At 66.1% G+C, this 21,841-nt stretch carries 18 protein-coding genes; 10 read left to right on the forward strand and 8 right to left on the reverse strand.

Annotated elements, in window-relative coordinates; genetic code table 11:
• Window positions 1-6 precede the first annotated feature (6 nt).
• Both H7X47_RS05480 and H7X47_RS05485 read right to left on the reverse strand, forming a co-directional pair.
• Window positions 7-1,029, reverse strand: coding sequence for a putative 2-aminoethylphosphonate ABC transporter substrate-binding protein (locus H7X47_RS05480; RefSeq protein ID WP_193367647.1), 1,023 nt, complete (start codon window positions 1,027-1,029; stop codon window positions 7-9).
• Window positions 1,030-1,226: 197 nt separating this feature from the next.
• Entirely contained in the window at window positions 1,227-2,069 is an 843-nt protein-coding gene (locus tag H7X47_RS05485; protein WP_193367648.1) for an EamA family transporter, read from the reverse strand.
• 172 nt (window positions 2,070-2,241) lie between these two features.
• On the opposite strand from H7X47_RS05485, the gene H7X47_RS05490 reads away from it, so the two are divergent.
• Window positions 2,242-2,553: a hypothetical protein gene (locus tag H7X47_RS05490; RefSeq protein WP_193367649.1), complete on the forward strand. Its 312-nt coding sequence runs from the start codon at window positions 2,242-2,244 to the stop codon at window positions 2,551-2,553.
• A gap of 25 nt (window positions 2,554-2,578) precedes the next feature.
• On the opposite strand, the gene phnY is transcribed toward H7X47_RS05490, so the two are convergent.
• From phnY to H7X47_RS05505, 3 genes are read right to left on the reverse strand one after another with little or no spacing between them, the layout of a single operon-like run.
• Window positions 2,579-4,039, reverse strand: a complete 1,461-nt coding sequence (phnY, locus tag H7X47_RS05495) for a phosphonoacetaldehyde dehydrogenase (RefSeq protein ID WP_193367650.1) — start codon at window positions 4,037-4,039, stop codon at window positions 2,579-2,581.
• 14 nt (window positions 4,040-4,053) lie between these two features.
• Window positions 4,054-5,313, reverse strand: coding sequence for a phosphonoacetate hydrolase (gene phnA, locus H7X47_RS05500; RefSeq protein WP_193367651.1), 1,260 nt, complete (start codon window positions 5,311-5,313; stop codon window positions 4,054-4,056).
• 18 nt (window positions 5,314-5,331) lie between these two features.
• On the reverse strand, window positions 5,332-6,543 hold the full coding sequence (locus H7X47_RS05505; protein WP_193367652.1) for a 2-aminoethylphosphonate--pyruvate transaminase: 1,212 nt from the start codon (window positions 6,541-6,543) through the stop codon (window positions 5,332-5,334).
• Window positions 6,544-6,737: 194 nt separating this feature from the next.
• On the opposite strand from H7X47_RS05505, the gene H7X47_RS05510 reads away from it, so the two are divergent.
• The 5 genes from H7X47_RS05510 (at window position 6,738) to phnE (H7X47_RS05530) (ending at window position 11,352) form a co-directional block, all read left to right on the forward strand.
• Entirely contained in the window at window positions 6,738-7,610 is an 873-nt protein-coding gene (locus H7X47_RS05510; RefSeq protein WP_193367653.1) for a LysR substrate-binding domain-containing protein, read from the forward strand.
• A gap of 187 nt (window positions 7,611-7,797) precedes the next feature.
• Window positions 7,798-8,778 carry a phosphate/phosphite/phosphonate ABC transporter substrate-binding protein gene (gene phnD, locus H7X47_RS05515; protein ID WP_193367654.1) on the forward strand — a complete coding sequence of 327 codons (981 nt, stop codon included), beginning with the start codon at window positions 7,798-7,800 and terminating at the stop codon, window positions 8,776-8,778.
• A gap of 87 nt (window positions 8,779-8,865) precedes the next feature.
• The gene (gene phnC, locus H7X47_RS05520) at window positions 8,866-9,717 is read left to right on the forward strand and encodes a phosphonate ABC transporter ATP-binding protein (protein ID WP_193367655.1); all 852 of its coding nucleotides are present in this window, start codon (window positions 8,866-8,868) and stop codon (window positions 9,715-9,717) included.
• 10 nt (window positions 9,718-9,727) lie between these two features.
• Window positions 9,728-10,537 carry a phosphonate ABC transporter, permease protein PhnE gene (phnE, locus tag H7X47_RS05525; protein ID WP_193367656.1) on the forward strand — a complete coding sequence of 270 codons (810 nt, stop codon included), beginning with the start codon at window positions 9,728-9,730 and terminating at the stop codon, window positions 10,535-10,537.
• A complete protein-coding gene (gene phnE / locus H7X47_RS05530; RefSeq protein WP_193367657.1) occupies window positions 10,537-11,352 on the forward strand; it encodes a phosphonate ABC transporter, permease protein PhnE in 816 nt (271 codons plus the stop codon). The genes phnE (H7X47_RS05525) and phnE (H7X47_RS05530) overlap by 1 nt, the downstream gene beginning before the upstream one ends.
• A 172-nt stretch (window positions 11,353-11,524) precedes the next feature.
• Here the strand turns inward: phnE (H7X47_RS05530) and H7X47_RS05535 are convergent, their stop codons facing one another.
• Genes H7X47_RS05535 through H7X47_RS05545 form a run of 3 tightly spaced genes read right to left on the reverse strand, consistent with a single transcriptional unit; the run spans window position 11,525 to window position 14,468 of the window.
• Complete coding sequence (locus tag H7X47_RS05535) at window positions 11,525-12,364, reverse strand: DeoR/GlpR family DNA-binding transcription regulator (RefSeq protein ID WP_193367658.1); 840 nt, start codon at window positions 12,362-12,364, stop codon at window positions 11,525-11,527.
• A complete protein-coding gene (hisE, locus tag H7X47_RS05540; protein WP_193367659.1) occupies window positions 12,364-12,738 on the reverse strand; it encodes a phosphoribosyl-ATP diphosphatase in 375 nt (124 codons plus the stop codon). Before hisE ends, H7X47_RS05535 begins: the two co-directional genes overlap by 1 nt.
• Before the next feature lie 38 nt (window positions 12,739-12,776).
• On the reverse strand, window positions 12,777-14,468 hold the full coding sequence (locus H7X47_RS05545; RefSeq protein WP_227010238.1) for a Na/Pi cotransporter family protein: 1,692 nt from the start codon (window positions 14,466-14,468) through the stop codon (window positions 12,777-12,779).
• Window positions 14,469-14,827: 359 nt separating this feature from the next.
• Between H7X47_RS05545 and H7X47_RS05550 the strand changes: the two genes are divergently transcribed.
• The 4 genes from H7X47_RS05550 to H7X47_RS05565 all read left to right on the forward strand — a co-directional run bounded on the left by H7X47_RS05550 (window position 14,828) and on the right by H7X47_RS05565 (window position 21,814).
• The gene (locus tag H7X47_RS05550) at window positions 14,828-16,609 is read left to right on the forward strand and encodes an ATP-binding protein (protein ID WP_193367660.1); all 1,782 of its coding nucleotides are present in this window, start codon (window positions 14,828-14,830) and stop codon (window positions 16,607-16,609) included.
• Between the two features lie 197 nt (window positions 16,610-16,806).
• The gene (locus tag H7X47_RS05555) at window positions 16,807-17,427 is read left to right on the forward strand and encodes a TetR/AcrR family transcriptional regulator (RefSeq protein WP_193367661.1); all 621 of its coding nucleotides are present in this window, start codon (window positions 16,807-16,809) and stop codon (window positions 17,425-17,427) included.
• A 4-nt stretch (window positions 17,428-17,431) separates the two neighbouring features.
• The gene (locus tag H7X47_RS05560; protein WP_193367662.1) at window positions 17,432-18,325 is read left to right on the forward strand and encodes an alpha/beta fold hydrolase; all 894 of its coding nucleotides are present in this window, start codon (window positions 17,432-17,434) and stop codon (window positions 18,323-18,325) included.
• Window positions 18,326-18,355: 30 nt separating this feature from the next.
• Window positions 18,356-21,814 (forward strand): acyl-[ACP]--phospholipid O-acyltransferase, encoded by a 3,459-nt coding sequence (locus H7X47_RS05565; RefSeq protein WP_193367663.1) that lies wholly within the window; start codon window positions 18,356-18,358, stop codon window positions 21,812-21,814.
• The last annotated feature ends 27 nt before the right edge of the window (window positions 21,815-21,841 follow it).

The following is a 21,841-nucleotide window of genomic DNA, read 5'->3' on the forward strand; positions in this document are numbered from 1 at the left end:
CTCCGGTCAGCCCTTGGGATCGGACTTCGAATCGTAGCGCTTCTGCCACTCTTCAAGGATCGCCGCGCGGTTGTTGGCGGCGAACTCGAAGTCGTTGTCGATCATCTTGTCGACCAGGTTCTCCGGGAAGAACTCGACCGGCTTGGCCACGCCCGGCATGGCGACCACGGCGTAGCCGGTGTTGTACATCTCGTTGGCCTTCTTGGTGATCGACCAGTCGACCAGGGTCTTGGCGGCCTCCAGCTTGGCGGTGCCGGCGATGATGGCCGTGGCTTCCATATCCCAGCCGACGCCCTCTTCGGGGACGATGATCTCCAGCGGCGCGCCCGCGGCCTTGGACTTGGCGCCGCGGAAGGCGAAGGAGATGCCGATGGGAATTTCACCCGCGGCGGCCAGCTTGCAGGGGGCCGAGCCGGAGTGGGTGTAGCGCGCGATGTTCTCGTGCAGGGCGTCCATGTAGTCCCAGCCGCCCTTCTCGCCGAACATCTGCAGCCAGGAGGAGACGTCCAGGAAGCCGGTGCCCGAGGAGTTCGGGTTCGGCATGATGAGGTGGCCCTTGTAGGCCGGATCGGTCAGGTCCTTCCAGGACTTGGGCATCGGCAGGCCCAGCTTGCCGGCCTCGACGGTGTTGTAGCAGACCGAGGCGACCCAGGCGTCCATGCCGACCCAGGCCGGCGGATTGCTCTTGTCGACGAACTTCTTGTCCAGCTTCTCGACGCCCTTGGGCGCGTAAGGCTCCAGCATGCCCTCGGTCTTCAGCAGCAGCAGCGAGGTGGCCGCCAGGCCCCAGACCACGTCGGCCTGCGGATTGTTCTTCTCGGCCAGCAGCTTGGCCGTGACGATGCCGGTCGAATCGCGGACCCAGTTGATCTTGATGTCCGGGTGGTCCTGGTTGAAGGTCTCCGCGTAGCGCTTCAGGTCTTCCGCCTCGACGGCCGTGTAGACCGTGAGCTCGACTTCCGCTTTCGCGGCCGTCGCGACCAGGAGGCTGACCGCGGCCGCGGTCAGCAGAGTTTTCCGAAATGCCATGGTTGTCAGTGCTCCCTGTTGCTAGCCGAACGTCCGTTTTTTGGTGGGTTTTCTTTTGGCTGTGCGTTCCCCCTGCCGCCCTTCCCCGGTGATCGCGGGCGGCGGCAGCTTGCCCTGAGGCATAGTGACCACAATGTTACAATCGGGGAAATCTATTCTTTTTATGTATTGAAAGATTCTGCTGATACTCCGAAGGATCAGCGTGTCAGCGTCAAAACCAGGACTCCCGCGCCGACCGTGACGGCGGCGGCGAGGCGGCTGATCCAGGGGCGCTCGCGAAATATGACAACCCCAAAGAGAGCGGCGATGATCACACTCGACTCGCGCAGGGCCGAGACCATGCCCAGCGGCGCCAGGGTGTTGGCGTAGATGACCAGGGCGTAGGCGGCCACGGCGCAGAGCCCGCCCAGGTAGCCCACGCGCAGGGTGGCGCGCACCTCCGGCGTGAAACGCGGCTTCAGGCGGGCCAGTACGAAGAGGGTGACCAGGAACTCGGTGAAGAACAGCCAGCCGATGTAGCCGAAAGGGCTGCCCGAGAGCCTGACGCCGATGCCGTCGATCACGCTGTAACTGGCGATGATCAGCCCGGTGGCGACGGCCGCGCCCGTGGATCGCGGGTCGGGGACGCTGGGGCCCTTGGAGAAGAAGGCGAGCAGGCAGATGCCGGCGGAGACCAGGGCGACGCCGCCCCAGCCCAGGGCCGAGAGCTGCTCGCCGGCGAAGATCAGCGCGCCGAGGGAGACCAGCAGCGGCGCGATGCCGCGCGAGATGGGGTAGACCCGCGAGAGGTCGCCCCATTTGTAGGCCAGCGACAGGAAGTAGTAGTAGCCGTAGTGCGTCGTCGCCGAGGCGGCGATGTAGGGCCAGGAGGCCGGCTGCGGAAGCTCGAACCACAGCAGCATGAGGAGGCCGACGGTGCCGTGGGTGCCGGCCACGGCGGCCAGCACCAGGGCACGCGCCCGGGTGCCCTTGACGATGGCGTTCCAGGTGGCGTGCAGCACCGCCGCGCTCAAGACCAGCGCGACAGCGAACTCAGACAATCAGAACCCTAGCTTTCTATCGTTTACTCGTCTCGGAGCGGCTTCTGCGGCCGACCGTTGCTTGAACATTTGCGCCGCGCCCTCTGCAAGGCAAGCGGGAAACGCAGCCATCTTTTCTCTTCAGCTTGTCGCCCAAGTCAGGCTAAATCGGGAGAGAAATGGGAGATCCAGTTTGCTCGAAGTCCTAGCAGACTTGCCGCCGGTGCCGCGGGTTTTCGTCGTACTCTTTGCAGTGTTCTGTTTTGCCGCTGTGCCTTTCTGGCTTGCTGCAGCGATCTACATGCTTCGCATCCCCTTCAACGCCAAGCCGGACAGCATCCAGGGGTGGCTGCGCCTCAATCCTCTCAATCTTATGTTCTACGGCGACAGACTGACTCCGAAAGGGCTTCTGCTCCGGAAGCGCATGATGATTTCCGCTGGCGGGTTCTTCGCTTCCCTTGCCCTGGGTTCCGTCTGTTACTGGATTGCGATGGCCTTAAATTAAGACGGGCGGTGGATGATCGTTCTCCTCACCCCCAGGGCAGCGAGAAGGTCTTCACGTTGGTGTAGCTCTTGGCGGCCTCGATGACGCCTTCCTTGTAGCCCAGCCCTGAGTCCTTGATGCCGCCGAAGGGCGACATCTCGATGCGGTAGCCGGGCACTTCCCAGATGTTCACCGTGCCGACCTTGAGGCCCTTGATGTAGGCCTGCATGCGGCGGAAGTCGTTGGTGCAGACGCCCGAGGAGAGGCCGAAGGCGGTGGAGTTGGAGATGCGCATGACGGACTCGTCCTCGTCGGGCACGCGCACGATCGGCACGATGGGGCCGAAGGTCTCCTCCATCACCAGCTCGGACTCGTGCGGCACGCGGTCGACCACGATGGGCGGCAGCAGCGCGCCCTGGCGGCCCGGATTGTAGAGCACCTCCGCGCCGGCCTCGGCGGCGGCGTGGACGCGGTTCTCGAAGACCTCGGCGGCCTGGGCGTGGACCACGGTGCCCAGGTCGGTGTCCTTGGCCATGGGGTCGCCGAAGCGGATCTTCCTGGCGCGCTCCAGCACCAGCGGCACGAAAGCGTCGGCCACGCCCTCCTGGCAGAGGATGCGTTTCACCGCCGTGCAGCGCTGGCCGGAGTTCTTGGTGGCCCCGGCCACGGCCAGGTCGGCGGCCCTGGCCAGGTCGTCGTCGGTCAGGTCGTTGAGGATGATCAGCGGGTCGTTGCCGCCCAGTTCCAGCACCGTGCGCTTGTAGCCCGCCTTCTCGGCGATCATCTTGCCCACCGGCACGCCGCCGGTGAAGGTGATGAGCTCGATGTTGGGATTCTGGATCATCTCCAGGCCGATGTCCTGGGGCCAGCCGGTGACCACGGAGAGCATCTCCGGCGGCAGGCCCGCCTCGTAGAGCACCTCGGCCAGGCTCAGCGCCGTCAGCGGCGTCAGCTCGGTCGGCTTCACCACCATGCAGTTGTTGGTCATGACCGCCGGGGCGATCTTGTGCGCCACCATGTTGAGCGGATGGTTGAAGGGCGTGATCGCGGAGATCGCCGTCAAGGGCTCGCGCGTGGTGAAGATCTTGCGCGCCTTGCCGTGCGGGGTCAGGTCGCAGGAGAAGATCTCGCCGTCGTCCTGAATGCACATCTGCGCCGAAAGCGTGAAGACGTCGTAGGCGCGGCCCACCTCGTAAAGCGAATCGGCCTTGGAGATGCCCAGCTCCAGGGTGATGACATCGGAGATCTCCTCCTTGCGGGCGACCAGCAGCTCCGCCGTCTTCAGCAGGATCTGCTGGCGCTCATAGCGGGTCAGCTTGGGCGTGTAGCTCGCCGCGATCTCGAAGGCCTCGCGGGCGTGGGCGGCGTTGCCCGCCGGCACCGTGCCGATCACCTCGTTCGTGTAGGGGTAGCGCACCTCGATGATGCCGTCCGCGTCGACCTTGCGCCCGGCGATGCGCATGGGCTCGTGGCGGGGCGAGGCCGCAAAGCTTTCAGCGATGCTCATTCTCTTAAGTTCCTTTACTCGGCCGCCGCGGACTGGCGGGCCTCGACGTGATTGAGGGCGATGTCGAAGGCGTCGAAGTTGCGCAGGCGCCGGCCCTCGATGCCGTTGACCGGGCGGTTGACGACCAGCGGCACGCGCTGCTCGCTGACCCCGCCGTGGGAGCGCAGCGGCACCTCCAGGCCGGAGAGGTCGTGCCTGTCCGGGCGGGTGCCCACGGCGCGGGTTTTCTCGGTGACCACCACCAGCTCGCCGATGCGGTCGGCCGGCAGTTCGAAGAGCGCCGCCGCGCTGTCGCGGGTCAGCACCTGCTCGACGCCCTCCAGGCCCTCGATGAAGCCGGCGACGCTGGCCACGTCGGCGCCTTCGGGCAGGTAGACCGTGGCGTAGGAGCCCAGGGCCCCGTGATGCACCACGTAGGGGTCGGTGATCGGCAGGATGGTGCGCGCCTTGCCCTCGCCCAGGAAGTCGTCCAGCGCGCTCTGCAGGTAGAGCACGTTGGGCGCCCCGTCGGCGGTGTGCTTGGCGTTCATGCCGTGGTCGGCGGTCAGCACGATGACGGCGCCGGCGGCGTCCAGTTCGGCGAAATAGCCGTCCATCATGGCGTAGAAGTTGTTGGCGCCCTCGCTGGCCGGGGCGTGCTTGTGCTGGATGTAGTCGGTGGTGGAGAGGTACATGAGGTCGGGCCTAATGGTCTCCATCAGCTTCACGCCGGCGGCGAAGACGAACTCGGAGAGGTCGGCGGAATAGACGCTGGGCACCGGCTTGCCGACCAGCTCCAGCAGGCCGTCGATGCCGTTCTCGGCGACCGTCGCCTCGTCGGCCTTCTCGGCGGAGAAGCAGACGGCCTCGCCGGCCTTCATGGCCAGGCCGTGGCCCAGCAGGCGGCGCAGCTTGTCCTTGGCCGTGATCACCGCGATCTTGGCGCCGGCCTTCTGGAAGGCGGCGAAGATGGTGGGCGCGCGCAGGTAGGCCGGGTCGTTCATCATGACCTCTTCGCCCTTGGCCGGGTCGTAGAAGAAGTTGCCGCAGATGCCGTGCACCTTGGGCGGCTGGCCGGTGACGATGGAGAGGTTGTTGGGGTTCGTGAAGCTGGGCACCACGCAGTCGGCGCGCAGGTCGGCGCCGCCCGGCAGCACCGACTTCAGCCAGGGCATGCGCCCGGCGGCCACAGCCGCTTCCATGTAGTCGGGCTCGGAGCCGTCGATGCAGACCACGACGACCGGCGCCTTGGGGAAGGCGTAGCTGCGGTCGTTGACGGTGATGGTTTTGGTCATCGGATGTCCTTTATCTTATCAGGCGACCAGCTTGGCGCGCTCGTCCATGGCGGCGGCCGGCGGCGTGGCGTCCTCGACGCCCATTTCCTTCAGCGCCTCGGCGACGGCGCCCACCAGGCGGCGCATCACCGCGGCGTCCAGGCAGCCGATGCAGCCGATGCGGAAGGAGTCCACCACGGTCAGCTTGCCGGGGTAAATGATGAAGCCCTTGGCCTTCAGCAGGTCGTAGAAGGTCTGGAAGTCGAACTTCGGGTCGGCCGGGTTGAAGAAGGTGACGATGATGGGCGACAGCCAGCCGTCCTGGAGCAGGGTCTCGAAGCCCAGCTCGCGCAGGCCCGCCACCATGACGTCGCGGTTTTCGGCGTAGCGCGCGCCGCGCCCGGCGACCCCGCCCTCCGCCTCGTGTTCGGCCAGGGCCTGCAGGAAGGCGGCGACCACGTGGGTCGGCGGCGTGTAGCGCCACTGGCCGGTCTTTTCCATGTAGGCCCACTGGGCATGGAGGTCGAGGCTGAGCGAATGGCAGCGGCCCCTGGCGGCTTCCAGCTCTTCTTTCTTGGCGATGACGAAGCCGAAGCCGGGCACGCCCTCGATGCACTTGTTGGCCGAGGAGACCATGGCGGTGTAGGGGATCTGCTTGACGTCCAGGGGCAGGGCGCCGAAGGCGCTCATGGAATCGATCAGCAGCTTGCGGCCCTTGGCGGCCACCACCTCGGCGATCTCGGCCACGGGGTTGAGGATGCCGGAGGAGGTCTCGCAGTGGACCAGCACCACGTGGGTGACGGCCGGGTCGGCCTCCAAGGCGGCGGCGACCTCGGGCCCGCGCGGCGGCAGGTAGTCGCCCTTGTCGATGACCCGGTAGGGGCGGCCGAGGTAGTCCAGGGTCTGCACGATGCGCTGGCCGTAGGCGCCGTTGATCAGCACCAGGGCCTTGCCGTCGCGCGGCAGGAAGCTGCCCAGCATGGCCTCCACGGAGAAAGTGCCGCTGCCCTGCATGGGCACGCAGTCGTAAGCCCCTCCGGTATCGCCGGCGATGTCCAGCAGGCGGCGGCGCAGCTCTGCCGTCATGGCGCGGAAATCACCGTCCCAGGAGCCCCAGTCCTTCAGCATGCGGCGCTTCACGCTGGCCGAGGTGGTCAGCGGGCCGGGGGTCAGCAGGTAGGGCTCGCCCTCGGCGGGCGGCTCGCACAAGGCGGATTTGGGGGTCACGGCTGCGCCGCTGTCACGGGTCATCAGCGTCGAACTCCTGAAGGGGGAGAGGCCCCGAGAGGCCGGCGGCCGGGCGTTGTCCCGGACACGGCGGGCATCCTGGCCCTCCTCCACATATCTGTAAAATCGTTATTTTGTATAAGTTGGATAGGTTATACTAATAGGTGGCTATGACGCTTTCTTGACCGCCCCTTGCGAAGAACAGGAGCCGGCAAGCCTTGCGCTACGTTCAACTGCGGGCTTTTCACTACGTGGCCATCTGCGGCGGCTTTTCCCGTGCCGCCGAGGCGCTGTGCCTGACCCAGCCGGCGATCTCCGACCAGGTGCGCAAGCTGGAGGAGGAGTATGACGTCATCCTCTTCAACAGGCACAAGAAGCAGGTCAGCCTGACCAAGGCCGGCCAGCAGCTGCTGGAGATCACCCGGCGCATGTTCGAGGTGGAAAAGCAGGCCCTGGAGCTGCTGTCGGAGTCGCGCGCCCTGCGCGCCGAGTCGCTGCGCGTGGTGGCGGATTCCGCCCATCACATGCTGCACATCCTGGGGCGCTTCCGCGAGCGCTACCCCGGCATCGCCATGGTGGTCAGCTCCGGCAATTCCGAGGAGGTCATCGCCCAGCTCTACGACTACGAGGCCGAGGTCGGCATCCTGGGAGAGGTGCCGGAGAGCCGCGACTTCGAGGTCATCAAGCTGAGCTCGACGCCGCTCATCGCCTTCACCAACAAGGACCACGCCTTGAGCCGGCGCAAGACCATCACCCTGGCCGAGCTGGCCGAGCAGATGCTGGTGCTGCGCGAGCGCGGCTCCAAGACCCGCCAGAGCATCGAGGCGGCGGCGCGCGGGCGCGGGCTGACCCTGGCGCCCTCGATCGAGGCCGAAGGCCGCGAGGCGGTGCGCGAGATCGTCGCCACCGGCGGCGGCGTCGGCGTGGTCTCCGCCGCCGAGTTCGGCCAGGATTCCCGCCTGGTGCCGATCCGCCTCTCCGACTGCGAGGTGCTGATGGACGAGGCCCTGGTCTGCCTGCGCGAGCGCGCCGGCGGCAAGGTCATCAGCGCCTTCTTCGATACCGCCCGCGAGGTCGCCGCGGCCGGCTGAGCACGGGGGTTCCCCTGGGGCTTTCCGCCCGGCCGGCAGGCTATCCACAGGTGACGACAGCATAATTCCGTTGCCAGCCGCCGGAGATCGACTGTAAGTTTTCTTACATATAACTGTAATAAATCGTTCGCCCGTCACGCGCTTCGCCGGGCGAAACGGAAAAACATTCGCTTAGGGAGGCTCCGCGATGCGCAGATTCCAGACTCTTATTTCCTTTGCCCTGGCCGTCGGCCTGTTGGGCTTTTCCGGGGGGCTCGTCTCGCCCGCGGCGGCGCAAGACTGCCCGCGCAGCTTCCTGGACGATCGCTACTGCGACCGTGACGGCAACCTGACGGCCGATCTGCCGACTGATCCGGCTGATTGGGTCAATCCGGATACGCTGATCTTCTCCTACACGCCGGTCGAGGATCCGGCGGTTTACAAGAAGCCCTGGGCCGAATTCATGGATCATGCGGCCAAGGTGACGGGCAAGAAGGTGGCTTTCTTCCCGGTGCAGTCGAACGCGGCCCAGCTCGAGGCCATGCGGTCCGGGCGGCTGCACGTCGCCGGCTTCAACACCGGCAGCAACCCGATCGCCGTGGCCTGCGCTGGTTTCGTCCCCTTCGCCATGATGGCTTCGGCTGATGGTTCCTACGGCTACGAGATGGAGATCATCGTGCCGGTCGACAGCCCGATCCAGACTCCGGCGGACCTCAAGGGTAAGACCCTGGCCTTCACCTCGCCGACCTCCAACTCCGGCTTCAAGGCGCCCTCGGCGATCCTCAAAGCCGATTTCGGGCTGGAAGCGGACAAGGATTTCCAAACGGCCTTCTCCGGCAAGCATGACAACTCGATCATCGGCGTTGCCAACAAGGACTACGAGGCCGCGGCAGTCGCAAACTCTGTGATGAAGCGCATGATCGACCGCGATGTCGTGAAGGCGGATCAGATCCGCAGTATCTACAAGTCGCAGACCTTCCCGACTACCGGCTATGGGCACGCACACAATCTGCATCCCGAAGTCGCCGCCAAGGTCAAGCAGGCCTTTTTCACCTTCGAATGGGAAGGCTCGGCCTTGAAGGAAGAGTTCAAGAAGGAAGACAAGTTCGTGGCCATCTATCACAAGACGGACTGGGATATAATCCGCAAGATCGACCGCACCAACGGCATCACCTACGACTGCAAGTAGGAAGCCTGATGCGTACGGGGGAGCCGGCCGCTGCGGTCGGCTCCCTTGCGCTTCCTTACCTTAGCCGAGGGCTGATTGAGAAAACCCATGCTACGTCTGCAGAACCTCAAAAAGCAGTACAAGACCGGTGATCTCGCGCTGAAGGGCGTCGACCTGGAGGTGCCGGACGGCCAGATCATGGCCCTCATCGGCCCTTCGGGCGCCGGTAAGTCTACCCTGATCCGCTGCATCAACCGCCTGGTCGAGCCGACCGGCGGCAAGGTTTTCCTGAACGAACTGGAACTGAGCAACCTGGGCGCCGGGGCGCTGCGCCGAGCACGCCGGCGCATGGGCATGATCTTCCAGGAGTACGCCCTGGTGGAGCGCCTCTCGGTCATGGAGAACGTGCTCTCCGGCAGGTTGGGTTACGTCGGGTTCTGGCGCAGCTACTTACGCAAGTATCCGCAATCGGACGTTGACGAGGCCTTCCGCCTGCTGGGCCGGGTCGGCCTCGACCACATGGTCGACAAGCGCGCCGACGAACTTTCCGGCGGCCAGCGCCAGCGCGTCGGTATCTGCCGGGCCCTGGCGCAGGACCCGGAACTGCTGCTGGTCGACGAGCCCACGGCCTCGCTCGACCCCAAGACCTCGCGCCAGATCATGCGCCTCATCTGCGAGCTCTGTAAGGAGCGCAAGCTTTCGGCCATCATCAACATCCACGACGTCATGCTGGCGCAGATGTTCGCCGAGCGCATCGTCGGCCTGAAGTTGGGCGAGATCGTCTACGACGGCCCGCCCGACGGCCTGACGTCCGATGTGCTGACCGAGATCTACGGTGAGGAGGACTGGGAAGCCACCATCCGAAAGGTGGACGAAGACGAAAACGGCGAGTCCGAGGGTGAGGCGGATGGTCACCTTGCGCCCATCCTCGACCGCGACCGCATGGCCGGCGCCACCTGAGCCCCGCGTCATGACCGGTATCGCCTATACCCCTGGTCGGCGCTGGAAGAAGCCACCGCTGATCACCTCGCCGCTGCTGCGCTGGTCGCTCGGCCTCGGCATCGCCGTCTATCTGGCGTTGGCACTGGGAACCACCGAGATCGACTGGGGCCGTGTCGCAGAGGGCATTCCGCGCGGGCTGCGCTTCATCACGGGCTTCTTTCCGCCAGATTTCGTGACGCGCTGGGATGAGATCTTTCAGGGCATTTCGGAAAGTCTTTGGATGACGGTGATCTCGACCGTCGTCGGCATCGCCCTTTCGATCCCCATCGGGCTGGGGGCCGCGCGCAACCTGGCGCCAAGGCCGGTCTACTATTTCTGCCGGGCAGTCCTGGCGGTGTCGCGCTCCTTCCAGGAGATCATTATCGCCATTTTCTGCGTGAAGCTCTTCGGCTTCGGACCCTTTGCCGGTTTCGTCACGCTCAGCTTCGCCACCATCGGCTTTTACGGCAAGCTGCTGGCCGAGGACATCGAGGACATGGACCCGGTGCAGGCCGAGGCGGTGCGCGCCACCGGCGCCGGCTGGTTCCAGTGGCTGAACTACGCGGTGCAGCCGCAGGTGCTGCCACGGATGATCGGTCTCGGGCTCTATCGCCTGGATATCAACTTCCGCGAATCGGCGGTGGTGGGGATTGTCGGCGCGGGCGGCATCGGTGCCACCCTCAACACCGCCTTCGACCGCTATGAGTTCGAGTCCGCGGCCGCCATCCTGCTGATCATCATCGCCATCGTCATGGCCGTGGAATACACCTCCAGCTTCGTCAGGAAGTGGGTGCAGTAATGCCGGTTCGCGATCTTGGAGCGACGAAGGTCTGGCAGCGCCGCGAGCGCAGCAGGCAGTTGATGATCTGGGCCGGCTACCTGACCGTCGGCATGATTTTCGTCTACTGCTGGAACCTGGTCTCCGAGACAACGATCTGGATGTTTGTCTGGGACGCCCACAACCAAGCGGTCGATCTGGGTGAGCGCATGGTGCCGCCGAAGTGGGACTACATGAGCAAGCTCTGGTGGCCGATCTGGGACACCCTGAACATCGCCACCCTGGGCACGGTGCTGGCGCTGATCATGGCGGTGCCGGTGGCTTTCTTTGCAGCGCGCAACACCACGCCCAGCACGGTGATCCTGCGGCCCATCGCGCTCTTCATCATCGTTGCCTCGCGTTCCATCAATTCGCTGATCTGGGCGCTGATGCTGGTGACCATTCTCGGGCCCGGCGTCTTCGCCGGCATCATCGCCATCGGCCTGCGCTCTATCGGCTTCTGCGCCAAGCTGCTCTACGAGGCCATCGAGGAGATCGACGAGCAGCAGGTGGAGGCGATCCGCGCCACCGGTGCCTCGGGTCCGCAGATTTTGGTTTACGGCGTGGTGCCGCAGATCCTGCCCGCCTTCGCCGGCATCTCGGTGTTCCGCTGGGACATCAACATCCGCGAGTCGACGGTGCTGGGGCTGGTCGGCGCCGGCGGGATCGGCCTGCAGCTCAACGCCTCCATCACCAACCTGGCCTGGACCCAGGTTTCTCTCATCCTGCTGGTGATCATCGCGACGGTGGTGCTCAGCGAATGGGTCTCCGCCAAGGTCCGCCACGCGATTATCTGATCTCCGCACCTTCGCCTGCTCCGCTGTCGTCCCGGAGCTCGACCCCGGGACCATTGCCATTTGGAGGCGATGACATTCTGTTTGGCACACACTGGTGGAGCGGCCAAAGCAGTGGATCCCGGCAACAAGTGCCGGGATGACAGAGGAGGGACGGTGAGGGATCGCCTCCGCGTCAGCCGTCCTGCCGGGCGGCGCTCCGCTGCGCGGTGAAAAGCGCCACCTTGTTGTCGCTCAGCATGCGGCTCAGGCGCTGGGGCGGGGCTTCGTCGGTGAAGACCATGTCGATATCGCGCAGGTGGGCGACACGCACCATGGCGTTGGAATCGAACTTGGAGTGGTCCAGGGCGACCAGGCGCTTGCGCGAGATCTTCATCGCCGTGCTGGAGACGCCGATGTCGCGGAAGTCGTAGTCCATCAGGTCGCCGTCCTCGGAGATGCCGCCGATGCCGAAGATGCCGTAGCCGACGCGGAATTTTTCCAGGAACTCGCGCGTCGCCTCGCCGGTGGTGGCCTGGTCGTTGTGCTTCAGCACGCCGCCGGCCAGGATGACCTGGAAGTCGCGCTTGCGGTTGAGGGTCATGGCGACCGTCAGGTGGTTGGTCACCACGGTCAGGCGGTGATGCTGCAGCAGCGCCTCGGCCACCGCCTCCATGGTGGTGCCGATGTCGATGAAGATGGTGGCGCCTTCCGGGATCTGGCTGGCGACCAGGGCGGCGATGCGCCGCTTCTCCTGGGCGTGGCGGCGCTTGCGCTTGTCGTAGTCGACGTCGCCGGTCACCGGCGGCAGACCGGCGCCGCCGTGATAGCGCGTCACCAGGCCGCGCCGCTCCAGGTCGTTGAGGTCGCGCCGCACGGTCTGCTCGGAGACCGCGAAGGACTTGGCCAGGCTGCCGATGGAGACGAAGCCGCGGCTTTCCAGCAGGCTGAGGATGCGTTCGTGGCGGGTCGAGATGCCGTCGCGGGTGTTGCCCGCGCCCGCGTTGCCGATGCCAGTGCCGCCGATCAAAGTCATTACTCGCCGCTGGCTTTCTTCTTGCTGGTCGGGGGACGGTTGGCGTTGCCGGCAGCTATGTCCGACTTGGGCAGCTTGCCGGCGATGCCGTATTCGGCCTCGCGGCGGTCCATCTCTTCCCAGATCTCGGCCGGGCGGATGCCCATCTCCGACAGCAGGACGATCCAGTTGTAGATCAGGTCGACCGACTCGTGGATCACCTCGTCCCGGTTGTTGGTGACGAATTCCAGCGACACTTCGGAAGCCTCTTCGACCAGCTTCTTGGCGATCTTGGTGCGCCCGTCGGAAAACAGCTTGGCGGTGCGCGAGAGCTTCGGGCTCTGGCCCCGCTCCAGCGTCACCGCGGCATAGAGTCTCTTTATCGCGTCGCTCATCGCTGTCCCGGTTTCATCCTAGGGAAGGGGGCCGTCTATCATGAGACGTCGGGCGTCGCGACGCCCTGCGGCCGGCACGCACCGGCCTTGACCTTCTCGCGCAGGCGACTCTCGGAGAGCTCGCCGGCCCGCTCCAGGATGGTGTAGGCGGCGGAGGTCAGGTGGCTGTTGATGCGCTTCAGGTCGCGCAGCACGTCGAGGTGCAGCGACGAGGAGGTGATGGACTCAGGCCGGCCCTCGCCGATGCGCTCGTAGTGGTTCTCGATGTAGCGGCGCTCCAGCTCGCGGATCTGGGCCTTCTGGCGCAGCAGGTTCCGGGCCAGCTCGATGTCGCCGGAGGCGAAGACATTCATCGCCAGGTCCAGGTTGGCGACGATGTGGGCGTGGAAGTCTTCCAACTCCTCCATGCCGGCGGCGGAGAAGGAGGTGCGCTGCTTGATCTTCTTGCTGGCCAGCTCCATCAGGTTCTTGTCGATGATGTCGCCGATGTGCTCCAGGTTGGTGGTGAAGTTCAGGATCTCGACGCAGCGCCCGCTTTCCTGGCCGTCCAGCTCTTCGTTGTTCAGCTTGGTGAGGTACAGCTTGATGGCCTCGTGCAGCCGGTCGACCATGTCGTCGGCGGCCTCGGTCTCCTTCTTCAGGGCCTCGTCGTTGCTGCGCAGCACCCGACCGGTGGCCTGCAGCATCTTCTTCACCTCGTCGCCCATGCGCAGGGCCTCGCGCGTCGCGCAGGTCAGCGCCACGGCGGGCGTCTCCAGGGTGCCGTCGTCCAGGTACATGGGGCGGCCCGGATCGTCGGCCACCATCTGGTCGGGCAGCAGGCGGGTGATCAGCGCGCTCACCTGGCTGACGAGAGGCAGGAACAGCAGGGCGATGGCCAGATTGAAGAGGGTATGGAAGTTGGCGACCATGCGCTCCGGCGCGGCGCCCAGCAGTTCCACGTAAGGCAGCAGCCAGTGCAGCACCGGCAACACCGCCAGCACGCCGGCGGTGCGGATCACCAGGTTGGCGATCGGCGGGCGGCGCGCCGCGACCGGCGAGGCCCAGGTCACGCCCAGCGGCGTGATGGCGGCGCCCAGGTTGGCGCCCAGCACCAGGGCGAGGGCCAGCGGCGGGGCCAGCACGCCGGCCGAGGCCAGCGACATGATCAGCAGCACGATGGCGACGCTGGAATGCGAGGCCCAGGTGAACCCGGCGGCGACCAGGACCGCCAGCAGGGTCTCGTTGCCCAGCGGCTGCAGCAATGCGGTGAAGACCTGCGACTCGCGCAGCGGCGCCGAGGCTTCGACGATGAGCTGCAGCGCCAGCAGCATGAGCCCGAGGCCCAGGGTGATGCGCGCCAGGTTCTTGTGCCGGGTGCGCTTGGCCGACAGGAAGCCGAAGACGCCGCAGGCGATGAGCAGCGGCGACAGCCAGTGGAGGCCGAAGGACAGCACCTGCACCACCACGGTGGTGCCGACGTCGGCGCCCAGGATGATGGCCAGGGCGGCGGCGCCGGTGACCAGTCCCTGGGCGGCGAAGGAGGTGATGATCAGCGTGGTCGCGGTGCCGCTCTGCAGGGCGCCGGTGACGGCCAGGCCGGAAAGGAAGCCGGTGAAGCGGGACTTGGCGGAAAGCGCCAGCAGGCGTCGCAGCTCGGCGCCGAACGACCGGGTGACCCCGGTGCGCACCATGCGCACCCCCCAGAGCAGGAGAGCAACGCCGCCGACAATGCTGACAATCGTATCCAAGAGAGAGTCCCTGAGATTCCAGATGTTTAGAGAATGTAAGATAATTTACATTTTCTGCTCGACTTCGCAAGTGGGTAGTCGTGCGGCCGGCCGGAATCCGCCCTTATCCTGCGCTCTATTGGTTAACCCTTTGTTGTCGGCGCCGCCGGCGTAGGGGCGGCGCGCGTCGGGGCCCGCTGCCGCCGGATGCGCCCGCTTGCGTCCGGAAGTCGTGCCGGAGAACCGCTTTCTCGGAAGGGGTAGGGATTCTGGAAAAGACAGATAAATAATCAATACGTCATTTAATTATTCACATATTGTTAATCACATGAGTCCTATGTGATTGGAAAATCCCGGCGGACAAGGCGGATCGAACAAGCTTGTATCTGACAACAGAACTCCTGCTTCAGTTCTTCGAGAACATCGGTCTGGCGGTCGTCCTGACCTACGGCCTGGGCCTGATCGCCGACCGGATCGGTCCGCAGCGGCCGAAGCTGCTGCAGGCCGCCAAGTGTCTGCTTTTCCTTTTTCTCGCGATCCTCTGCATGGAGCTGCCGCTGGAGATCCAGCCGGGGGTGCGGGTCGATCTGCGCAACCTCATGGTCTTTCTGGCCGGGCCCTTCGGCGGCCCCCTGGCCGGGCTCTTCGCGGGAGCCTTTGCCGGGGCCTACCGCCTCTACCTGGGGGGTAGCGGCGCGGTCGCCGGAACCGGCTCCATCCTCACGGCGGCGATCCTGGGCAGCTTCATCGGGTGGAAATACGGGCGCCTGGCGACCTGGAAGATGGCTGCCGTCGGCGGCGCGGCGCTCTTAGCCGTCGGCATACCGTGGTTCCTGGCGGTCGGCGATCTCAACCTCGGCCTGAGCCTTCTGAAACGCCTCACCCTTCCCTATGCTCTTTTCTATATACCCGGCGCGGTCCTGCTCTCGGCGCTGCTGATGTCCGGTCACAGGCGCCGCGAGGCGGAGAAGCATGCGGCCTACAATGAAAGGCGCTTCCGCGACCTCGCCGAGATCGCCTCGGACTGGTTCTGGGAAATGGACAAGGACCTGCGGGTGACTTACGTCAGCCCGCGCCTGCGGGAGATCACCGGCTACGGCATTGAAGACTTCCGCGGCAAGCAGCGGCGCGATCTTGTGGCGGCCGTCTCGCAGAGCGAGTTGCGGCAGCACGAGGAAACGCTGCGCCGGCGCGAGGGCTTTCGGGACTTCAGCTATGCCATCAAATGCAAGGACGGGGTTGCCCGCCAGGTCCTGACCAGCGGCAAGCCGATCTTCGACGAGAACGGGACTTTCCTGGGCTACCGGGGCAGCGGGCGGAATATCTCTGAGGAAGCCCGCTATCGGCGCGAACTGGAGACCGAACGCCTGAAGGCCGAACTTGCCAACAAGGCCAAGTCCAATTTTCTGGCCTCCATGAGCCATGAACTGCGCACGCCCCTGAACGCGATCATCGGCTTTTCCGAGATCATGGAAAAGGAGATGTTCGGCAAGCACAGCGTTCCTGCCTATGCGACCTACGCCGCCGACATTCACAACAGCGCCAGCTATCTGCTGAGCCTGGTCAACGACCTGCTGGACCTGGCGCGGGTCGAATCCGGCCGCCTCGAACTTGAGAAGTCGTCCTGCGATCTTGCCGATATCGCGACCTCCGCGCTGCGCCTGCTGGAGGAGCGCGCCAAGCGCCAGGGTATCGCGCTGACCTCGGAGATCCAGGCTGCCCTGCCGACGGCCTATCTCGACGGGCGCGCGGTCAAGCAGGTCCTGGTCAACATCCTGAGTAACGCGGTGAAGTTCACCCAGCGCGGCGGTCGGGTGGAACTCGTCGTTCGCTTCGTAGCGGGCGAAGGCTTCAGGGTCATCGTCTCCGACAGCGGCATCGGCATTGCGCCGGAGGAACTGGATCTGGTGCTGCAGCCCTTCCGGCAGGCTGAGGGGGGGCGGGCCATGTCCAAGGAAGGCACGGGCCTTGGCCTGGCGCTCAGCAAGGCCATGGTCGAGGCGCATGGCGGTCGGCTCACCCTGCACAGCACCCTGGGCGAAGGCACGACCGTGGAACTCACCCTGCCCCAGAAGAGCCTGCCCCGGAAGATTGCCGAGGCGCAGGGCGGTACCCCGGCAGAGGCCGGCCCGCCGCCGCAGAACCTGAAGGCCAACGGCTGACCCCGGCCGCCGGATTCTGTGATCTAAATCCTATGTCAGCGGCCCGGCAGAAGCCGCGGCGGCAGCCCGTAGGCCCCAGAAATCTGCGGATTCTCCTGAAATCGCCGCCGCGATCGATGGCGAAGCTTGCGCGGGGACGGCAAAGGTCCTATATGTGAGTGAACGTTCACTCACATTCTTCGCGACGGAGAGACCCCATGGCCGCCACCCCGGCCCGCGCAACGCCTTCCCGGGGCGCCCGCACCCAGGAGAAGATAGAGGAAGTGGCGCTGGCGCTCTTCGCGGAGAAGGGGGTCGACCGTACCACCATCGGCGACATCGCCGGGGCGGCGGGCATCGCCGAGGGCACGATCTACCGCCATTATGCGGGCAAGGAGGAACTCATCTGGCAGCTCTTCTCCGCCAACTATCTGCGCCTGGCCGCCGAGGTCGAGGCGCTGCAGGCCGAACGGCGGGACCTGCCGGGCAAGCTGAGGGCCATGGTCGGGATGTTCTGCAGCCTTTTCGAGCAGGACCCGAACATGTTCCGCTTCCTGCTGCTGGTGCAGCACGGCCAGCTGTCGCGCGTCACCGAGGAGATGCAGACCCCGGTGAAGGTCATCAAGACGGTGCTGAAGACGGCGATGGCGCGCGGCGAGATCCCCGAGCAGGATGCCGAGGTGGCCACCGCCATGGTCATGGGCATCGTTCTGCAGGTGGCCGTCTTCAGGGTCTACGGCCGCGTCACCCGGCCCCTGGGTGAGGTCGCCGACCAGCTCGCCGAAAGCTGCTGGCGGGCACTGGGCGGCGGCCAGGACGCCGCGCGGGGGAAGGGCTGAGGTCATGCGCGTGAAGCTCACCCGGCGCCGCTTCCTGCTGCTGCTGATCCTGGCCGCCCTGATCGCCGGCGCCGTGCAGCTCAATCGCACGCAGCTTTGGGAAGACCGGCAGGTCTATGCCGGCTGGCGGGTGCAGCGCCACGTGATTCTGCCGACCTGCCGCCTGCTCGACGATCAGCACAAGACGCGGGAACACGGCCTGTTCGGCGCCTGCGCGGCGGCGCTGGAGGCGGCCAGGCGCGAAGAGGGCCTGGCCCCCGTCAGCACCCACCTGGTGATCCTGCTGCACGGCATGGGGCGCTCCCCCTTCCTGTTCCGCGACATGGAGCGCGCGCTGCGTGCGGCCGGCTTCGACGCCGTGGCGGTCAGCTATCCCAGCCTGACCCGGGACATCGCCGGCCATGCCGACCAGATCGAACACCTGCTGGAAGGCGCGCGCGACGTGGAGAAGGTTTCCTTCGTCAGCCACAGCCTGGGCGGCCTTGTGGTGCGTGAGGTTTTGAACCGAAACGGCGCTTGGCGCGACGAACTGGCGCTTGGCCGCGTGGTCATGATCGCGCCGCCCAACCAGGGCTCGGAGCTGGCCGAGTCCGTCGCCGACCTGCCGCCCTATCACTGGATCGGCGGTCCCGCGGCCAGCGAGATCGCCGCCGGCCCGCCCTTCGCGCCGGTCTCCCCGGAAATCGAAGTGGCGATCATCGCCGGCGGCACCGACGGCGGGAACGGCTTCAACCCGCTGCTGTCGGAGAACAACGATGGGGTGGTCACGGTGAGCGAAACCTACCTGCCCGGCGCCAGCGATCACATCGTGGTCCGGGCGCTGCACACCTTCATCACCGGCGATCCGCAGACCATCGCGGCGACCCGCAAGTTTCTGGAGACCGGGCGGTTGCGCTGAAGCGCCGCCCGCTGAAGAGGACCGCACCTTATGTCCGATCGTACCCTCGACATCCTGAAGAGCCGGCGCTTCCTGCCGTTGTTCGCGACGCAGTTTCTCGGCGCCTTCAACGACAACCTCTTCAAGAACGCACTGGTGGTCTTGGTCCTGTTCCGCATTGCGGCGGATGAGGGCGGGCGGGGCGAAATGCTGGCCGCCGCTGCCGCGGGTCTTTTTGTGCTGCCCTTCTTCCTCTTCTCCGCCACCGCGGGACAGCTTGCGGACAAGTACGACAAGGCGCGCATGATCCGCGGCGTGAAGCTGGCCGAGGTGGCGATCATGCTGCTGGCGGCACTGGGCTTCGCCTGGGAGCGAACGGACTTTCTCTTTGTGGTGCTGTTCCTCATGGGCATCCAGTCGGCCTTCTTCGGCCCCTTGAAGTACGGCATCCTGCCCCAGCACCTCGACACCAAGGAGCTGGTCGGCGGCAATGCCCTGATCGAGGCGGCGACCTTCCTCGCTATCCTACTCGGCACCATTGCCGGCGGCCTGCTGATCCTGGCCGACGGCGGGGTGACCGTGATCTCCGGCGGAATCATCGTGGTGGCGCTGCTCGGCTGGGCGGCCAGCCTGATGATCCCGGCGGCCCCGGCTCCCGCGCCGCAGCTGAAGGTCAACTGGAACTTCGTCTGGGAGACCGGGGAGATCCTGCGGCACGCCGCGGCGCGGCGCGACATCTTCCTGTCGATCCTCGGCATCTCGTGGTTCTGGCTGGTCGGCCTGAGCTTCCTCGCCCTCTTTGGGCCCTATGCCAAGAACGTGCTGGGCGGCGACGAGCAGGTGATAACGCTGTTCCTTACGGTCTTCTCCATCGGCATCGGTGTCGGCTCCATCGGCTGCGACCGCTTGCTGAAGGGCGAGGTCTCCGCGCGCACCGTACCCTTTGGCGCGCTGGGCATGGCGGTCTTTTCCATCGACCTCTACTTTGCCAGCCTCGCGGCGCAGCCGGCTGTGCCCCCCGAGGTACTGGCAGGCGTCGGCACCTTCCTGGCCCAGGCGGCGCACTGGCGCATCCTGGCCGACCTGCTGCTGATCTCCATCTGCGGCGGCCTCTATATCGTGCCGCTCTACGCCATCGTGCAGGCGCGCGCCGAGCCCGAGCACCGCGCCCGCACCATCGCCGCCAACAACGTCATGAACGCGCTCTTCATGGTGATCGGCGCCGGGGCGGCGGCGGTGCTCTTCGCCCTCGGCATGACGGTGACCGGCGTCTTCCTGATCATCGCCGGGGCCAACGTCATCGCCGCCTGGTACGTCTGCAAGCTGCTGCCGCAGGAGCTGCTGAAGGGCATCTTCGCCGCGGTCTTCCGCTTGTTCTTCCGGGTCGAGCTGCACGGCCGCGAGAACATCAGGGCGGCCGGCGACAAGGCGGTCATCGTGGTCAACCACGTCTCCTTCCTGGACGGCGCGCTGCTGGCCGCCTTCCTGCCGGGGCGGCCGATGTTCGCCATCGATTCCCACATGGCGACGCGCTGGTGGGTCAGGCCCTTCATGGCCCTGGTCGAGGGCTTCCCCATGGACCCGACCTCGCCCTTTGCAACCCGCGCGCTGATCCGCGAGGTGGAGAAGGGCAAGCACTGCGTGATCTTTCCCGAGGGCCGCATCACGGTCACCGGCGCCCTGATGAAGGTCTACGAGGGCCCGGGCATGATCGCCGACAAGTCGGGGGCGCAGATCCTGCCGGTGCGCATCGACGGCGCGCAGTTCAGTTACTTCTCGCGCCTGAAGGGCAAGTTCCGCCTCAGCCTCTTCCCTAAGATCACGATTACCGTGCTGCCGCCGCGCCACTTCGAGATTCCGGCGGAAGCGCGCGGGCGCAAACGCCGGCAACTGTCCGGCGACGCGCTCTACGAGGTTATGTCGGACATGATGTTCCGCATTCATCACCAGGAACCGCGCACCCTGTTCCAGGCGCTGCTGGAGGCGCGCTCCCTGCACGGCGGCGGCAAGCCCGCGGTGGAAGACATCGAACGCAAGCCGCTGACCTACGACCGCCTGCTGACCGGCGCCCTGGTGCTGGGCCGCCATATGGCGAAGGGTTCCCGCAGAGGCGATGTCGTCGGCCTCATGCTGCCCTCGGCCAGCGGCGCCGCGGTCTCCTTCTTCGCGCTGCAGGCCTTCGGGCGGGTGCCGGCCATGCTGAACTTCACGGCGGGCAGCGCCAATCTGATCTCGGCCTGCAAGACGGCGGAGATCGAGACGGTCTACACCTCCCGCCGCTTTGTCGAGCAGGCCAAGCTGGAGCAGGTCGCCGAGGCGCTCTCCAAGGAGGTGAAGCTCGTCTACCTGGAGGACCTGCGCCGCGAGATCGGCTTCTTCTCGAAGCTCTACGGGCTGGTCCTGCGGCCCTTCGCCGGCGCGCTCCATGCGCGGGCCTGCGGCGCCACGGGCCTGGACCCCGCGGCGCCGGCCCTGGTGCTCTTCACCTCCGGTTCGGAAGGCACCCCCAAGGGCGTGGTGCTGAGCCACGACAACCTGCTGGCCAACTGCCGTCAGCTCGCCGCGCGCATCGACTTCAATCCGACCGACAGCGTGTTCAACGCCCTGCCGGTCTTCCACTCCTTCGGCCTGACCGGCGGCCTGCTGCTGCCGCTGTTCTCCGGCGTAAAGACCTTCATGTATCCCTCGCCGCTGCACTACCGCATCGTGCCGGTGTTGGCTTACGACACCAACGCCACGATCATGTTCGGCACCGACACCTTCCTGGCCGGCTACGCCCGCATGGCGCATCCCTACGACTTCTACGCCATGCGCTATGTCTTCGCCGGCGCCGAGCGGGTGCGCGAGGAAACCCGCCGCCTGTGGATGGAGAAGTTCGGCCTGCGCATTCTGGAAGGCTACGGCGCCACCGAGTGCGCGCCGGTCATCGCCGTCAACTCGCCGATGCATTTCAAGGCCGGCACTGTCGGTCGCCTGTTGCCGGGCCTCCACCACCGCCTCGAGCCGGTGCCGGGCGTGGCGGAGGGCGGGCGCCTGCTGGTCGCCGGTCCCAACGTCATGCTGGGCTACCTCAAGGCGGAGAATCCCGGCGCCCTCGAGCGCCCCGAAGACGGTTGGTACGACACCGGCGACATCGTCGACATCGACGCGGAGGGTTATGTCACCATCCTCGGCCGCGCCAAGCGCTTCGCCAAGGTCGCCGGCGAGATGATCTCCCTCGGCGCGGTGGAAAACCTGGTAAGCGCCCTCTGGCCCGACGAGATGCACGCCGTCGTCGCCCTGCCGGATGCGCGCAAGGGCGAGCAGCTGGTGCTGCTGACCGAGCGCGAGGGCGCGAAGCGGGAAGAGATTTCCGCCTACGCCCGTGCCGAAGGCGCCAGCGAGCTGGCGGTGCCGCGGCAGATTTTCTGCATCGACAAGCTGCCGCTGCTGGGCAGCGGCAAGGTCGACTATCCCGCGGCCAAGGTTTTGGCCGAACAATTCGTGGGCGGTCCCGTCGGGGCCGCCTGAGCGCAGCTTACGCGAAGGAGCGGGGAC

Source organism: Pelagibius marinus (assembly GCF_014925385.1).
In the GTDB taxonomy this organism is placed as follows: domain Bacteria; phylum Pseudomonadota; class Alphaproteobacteria; order Kiloniellales; family Kiloniellaceae; genus Pelagibius; species Pelagibius marinus.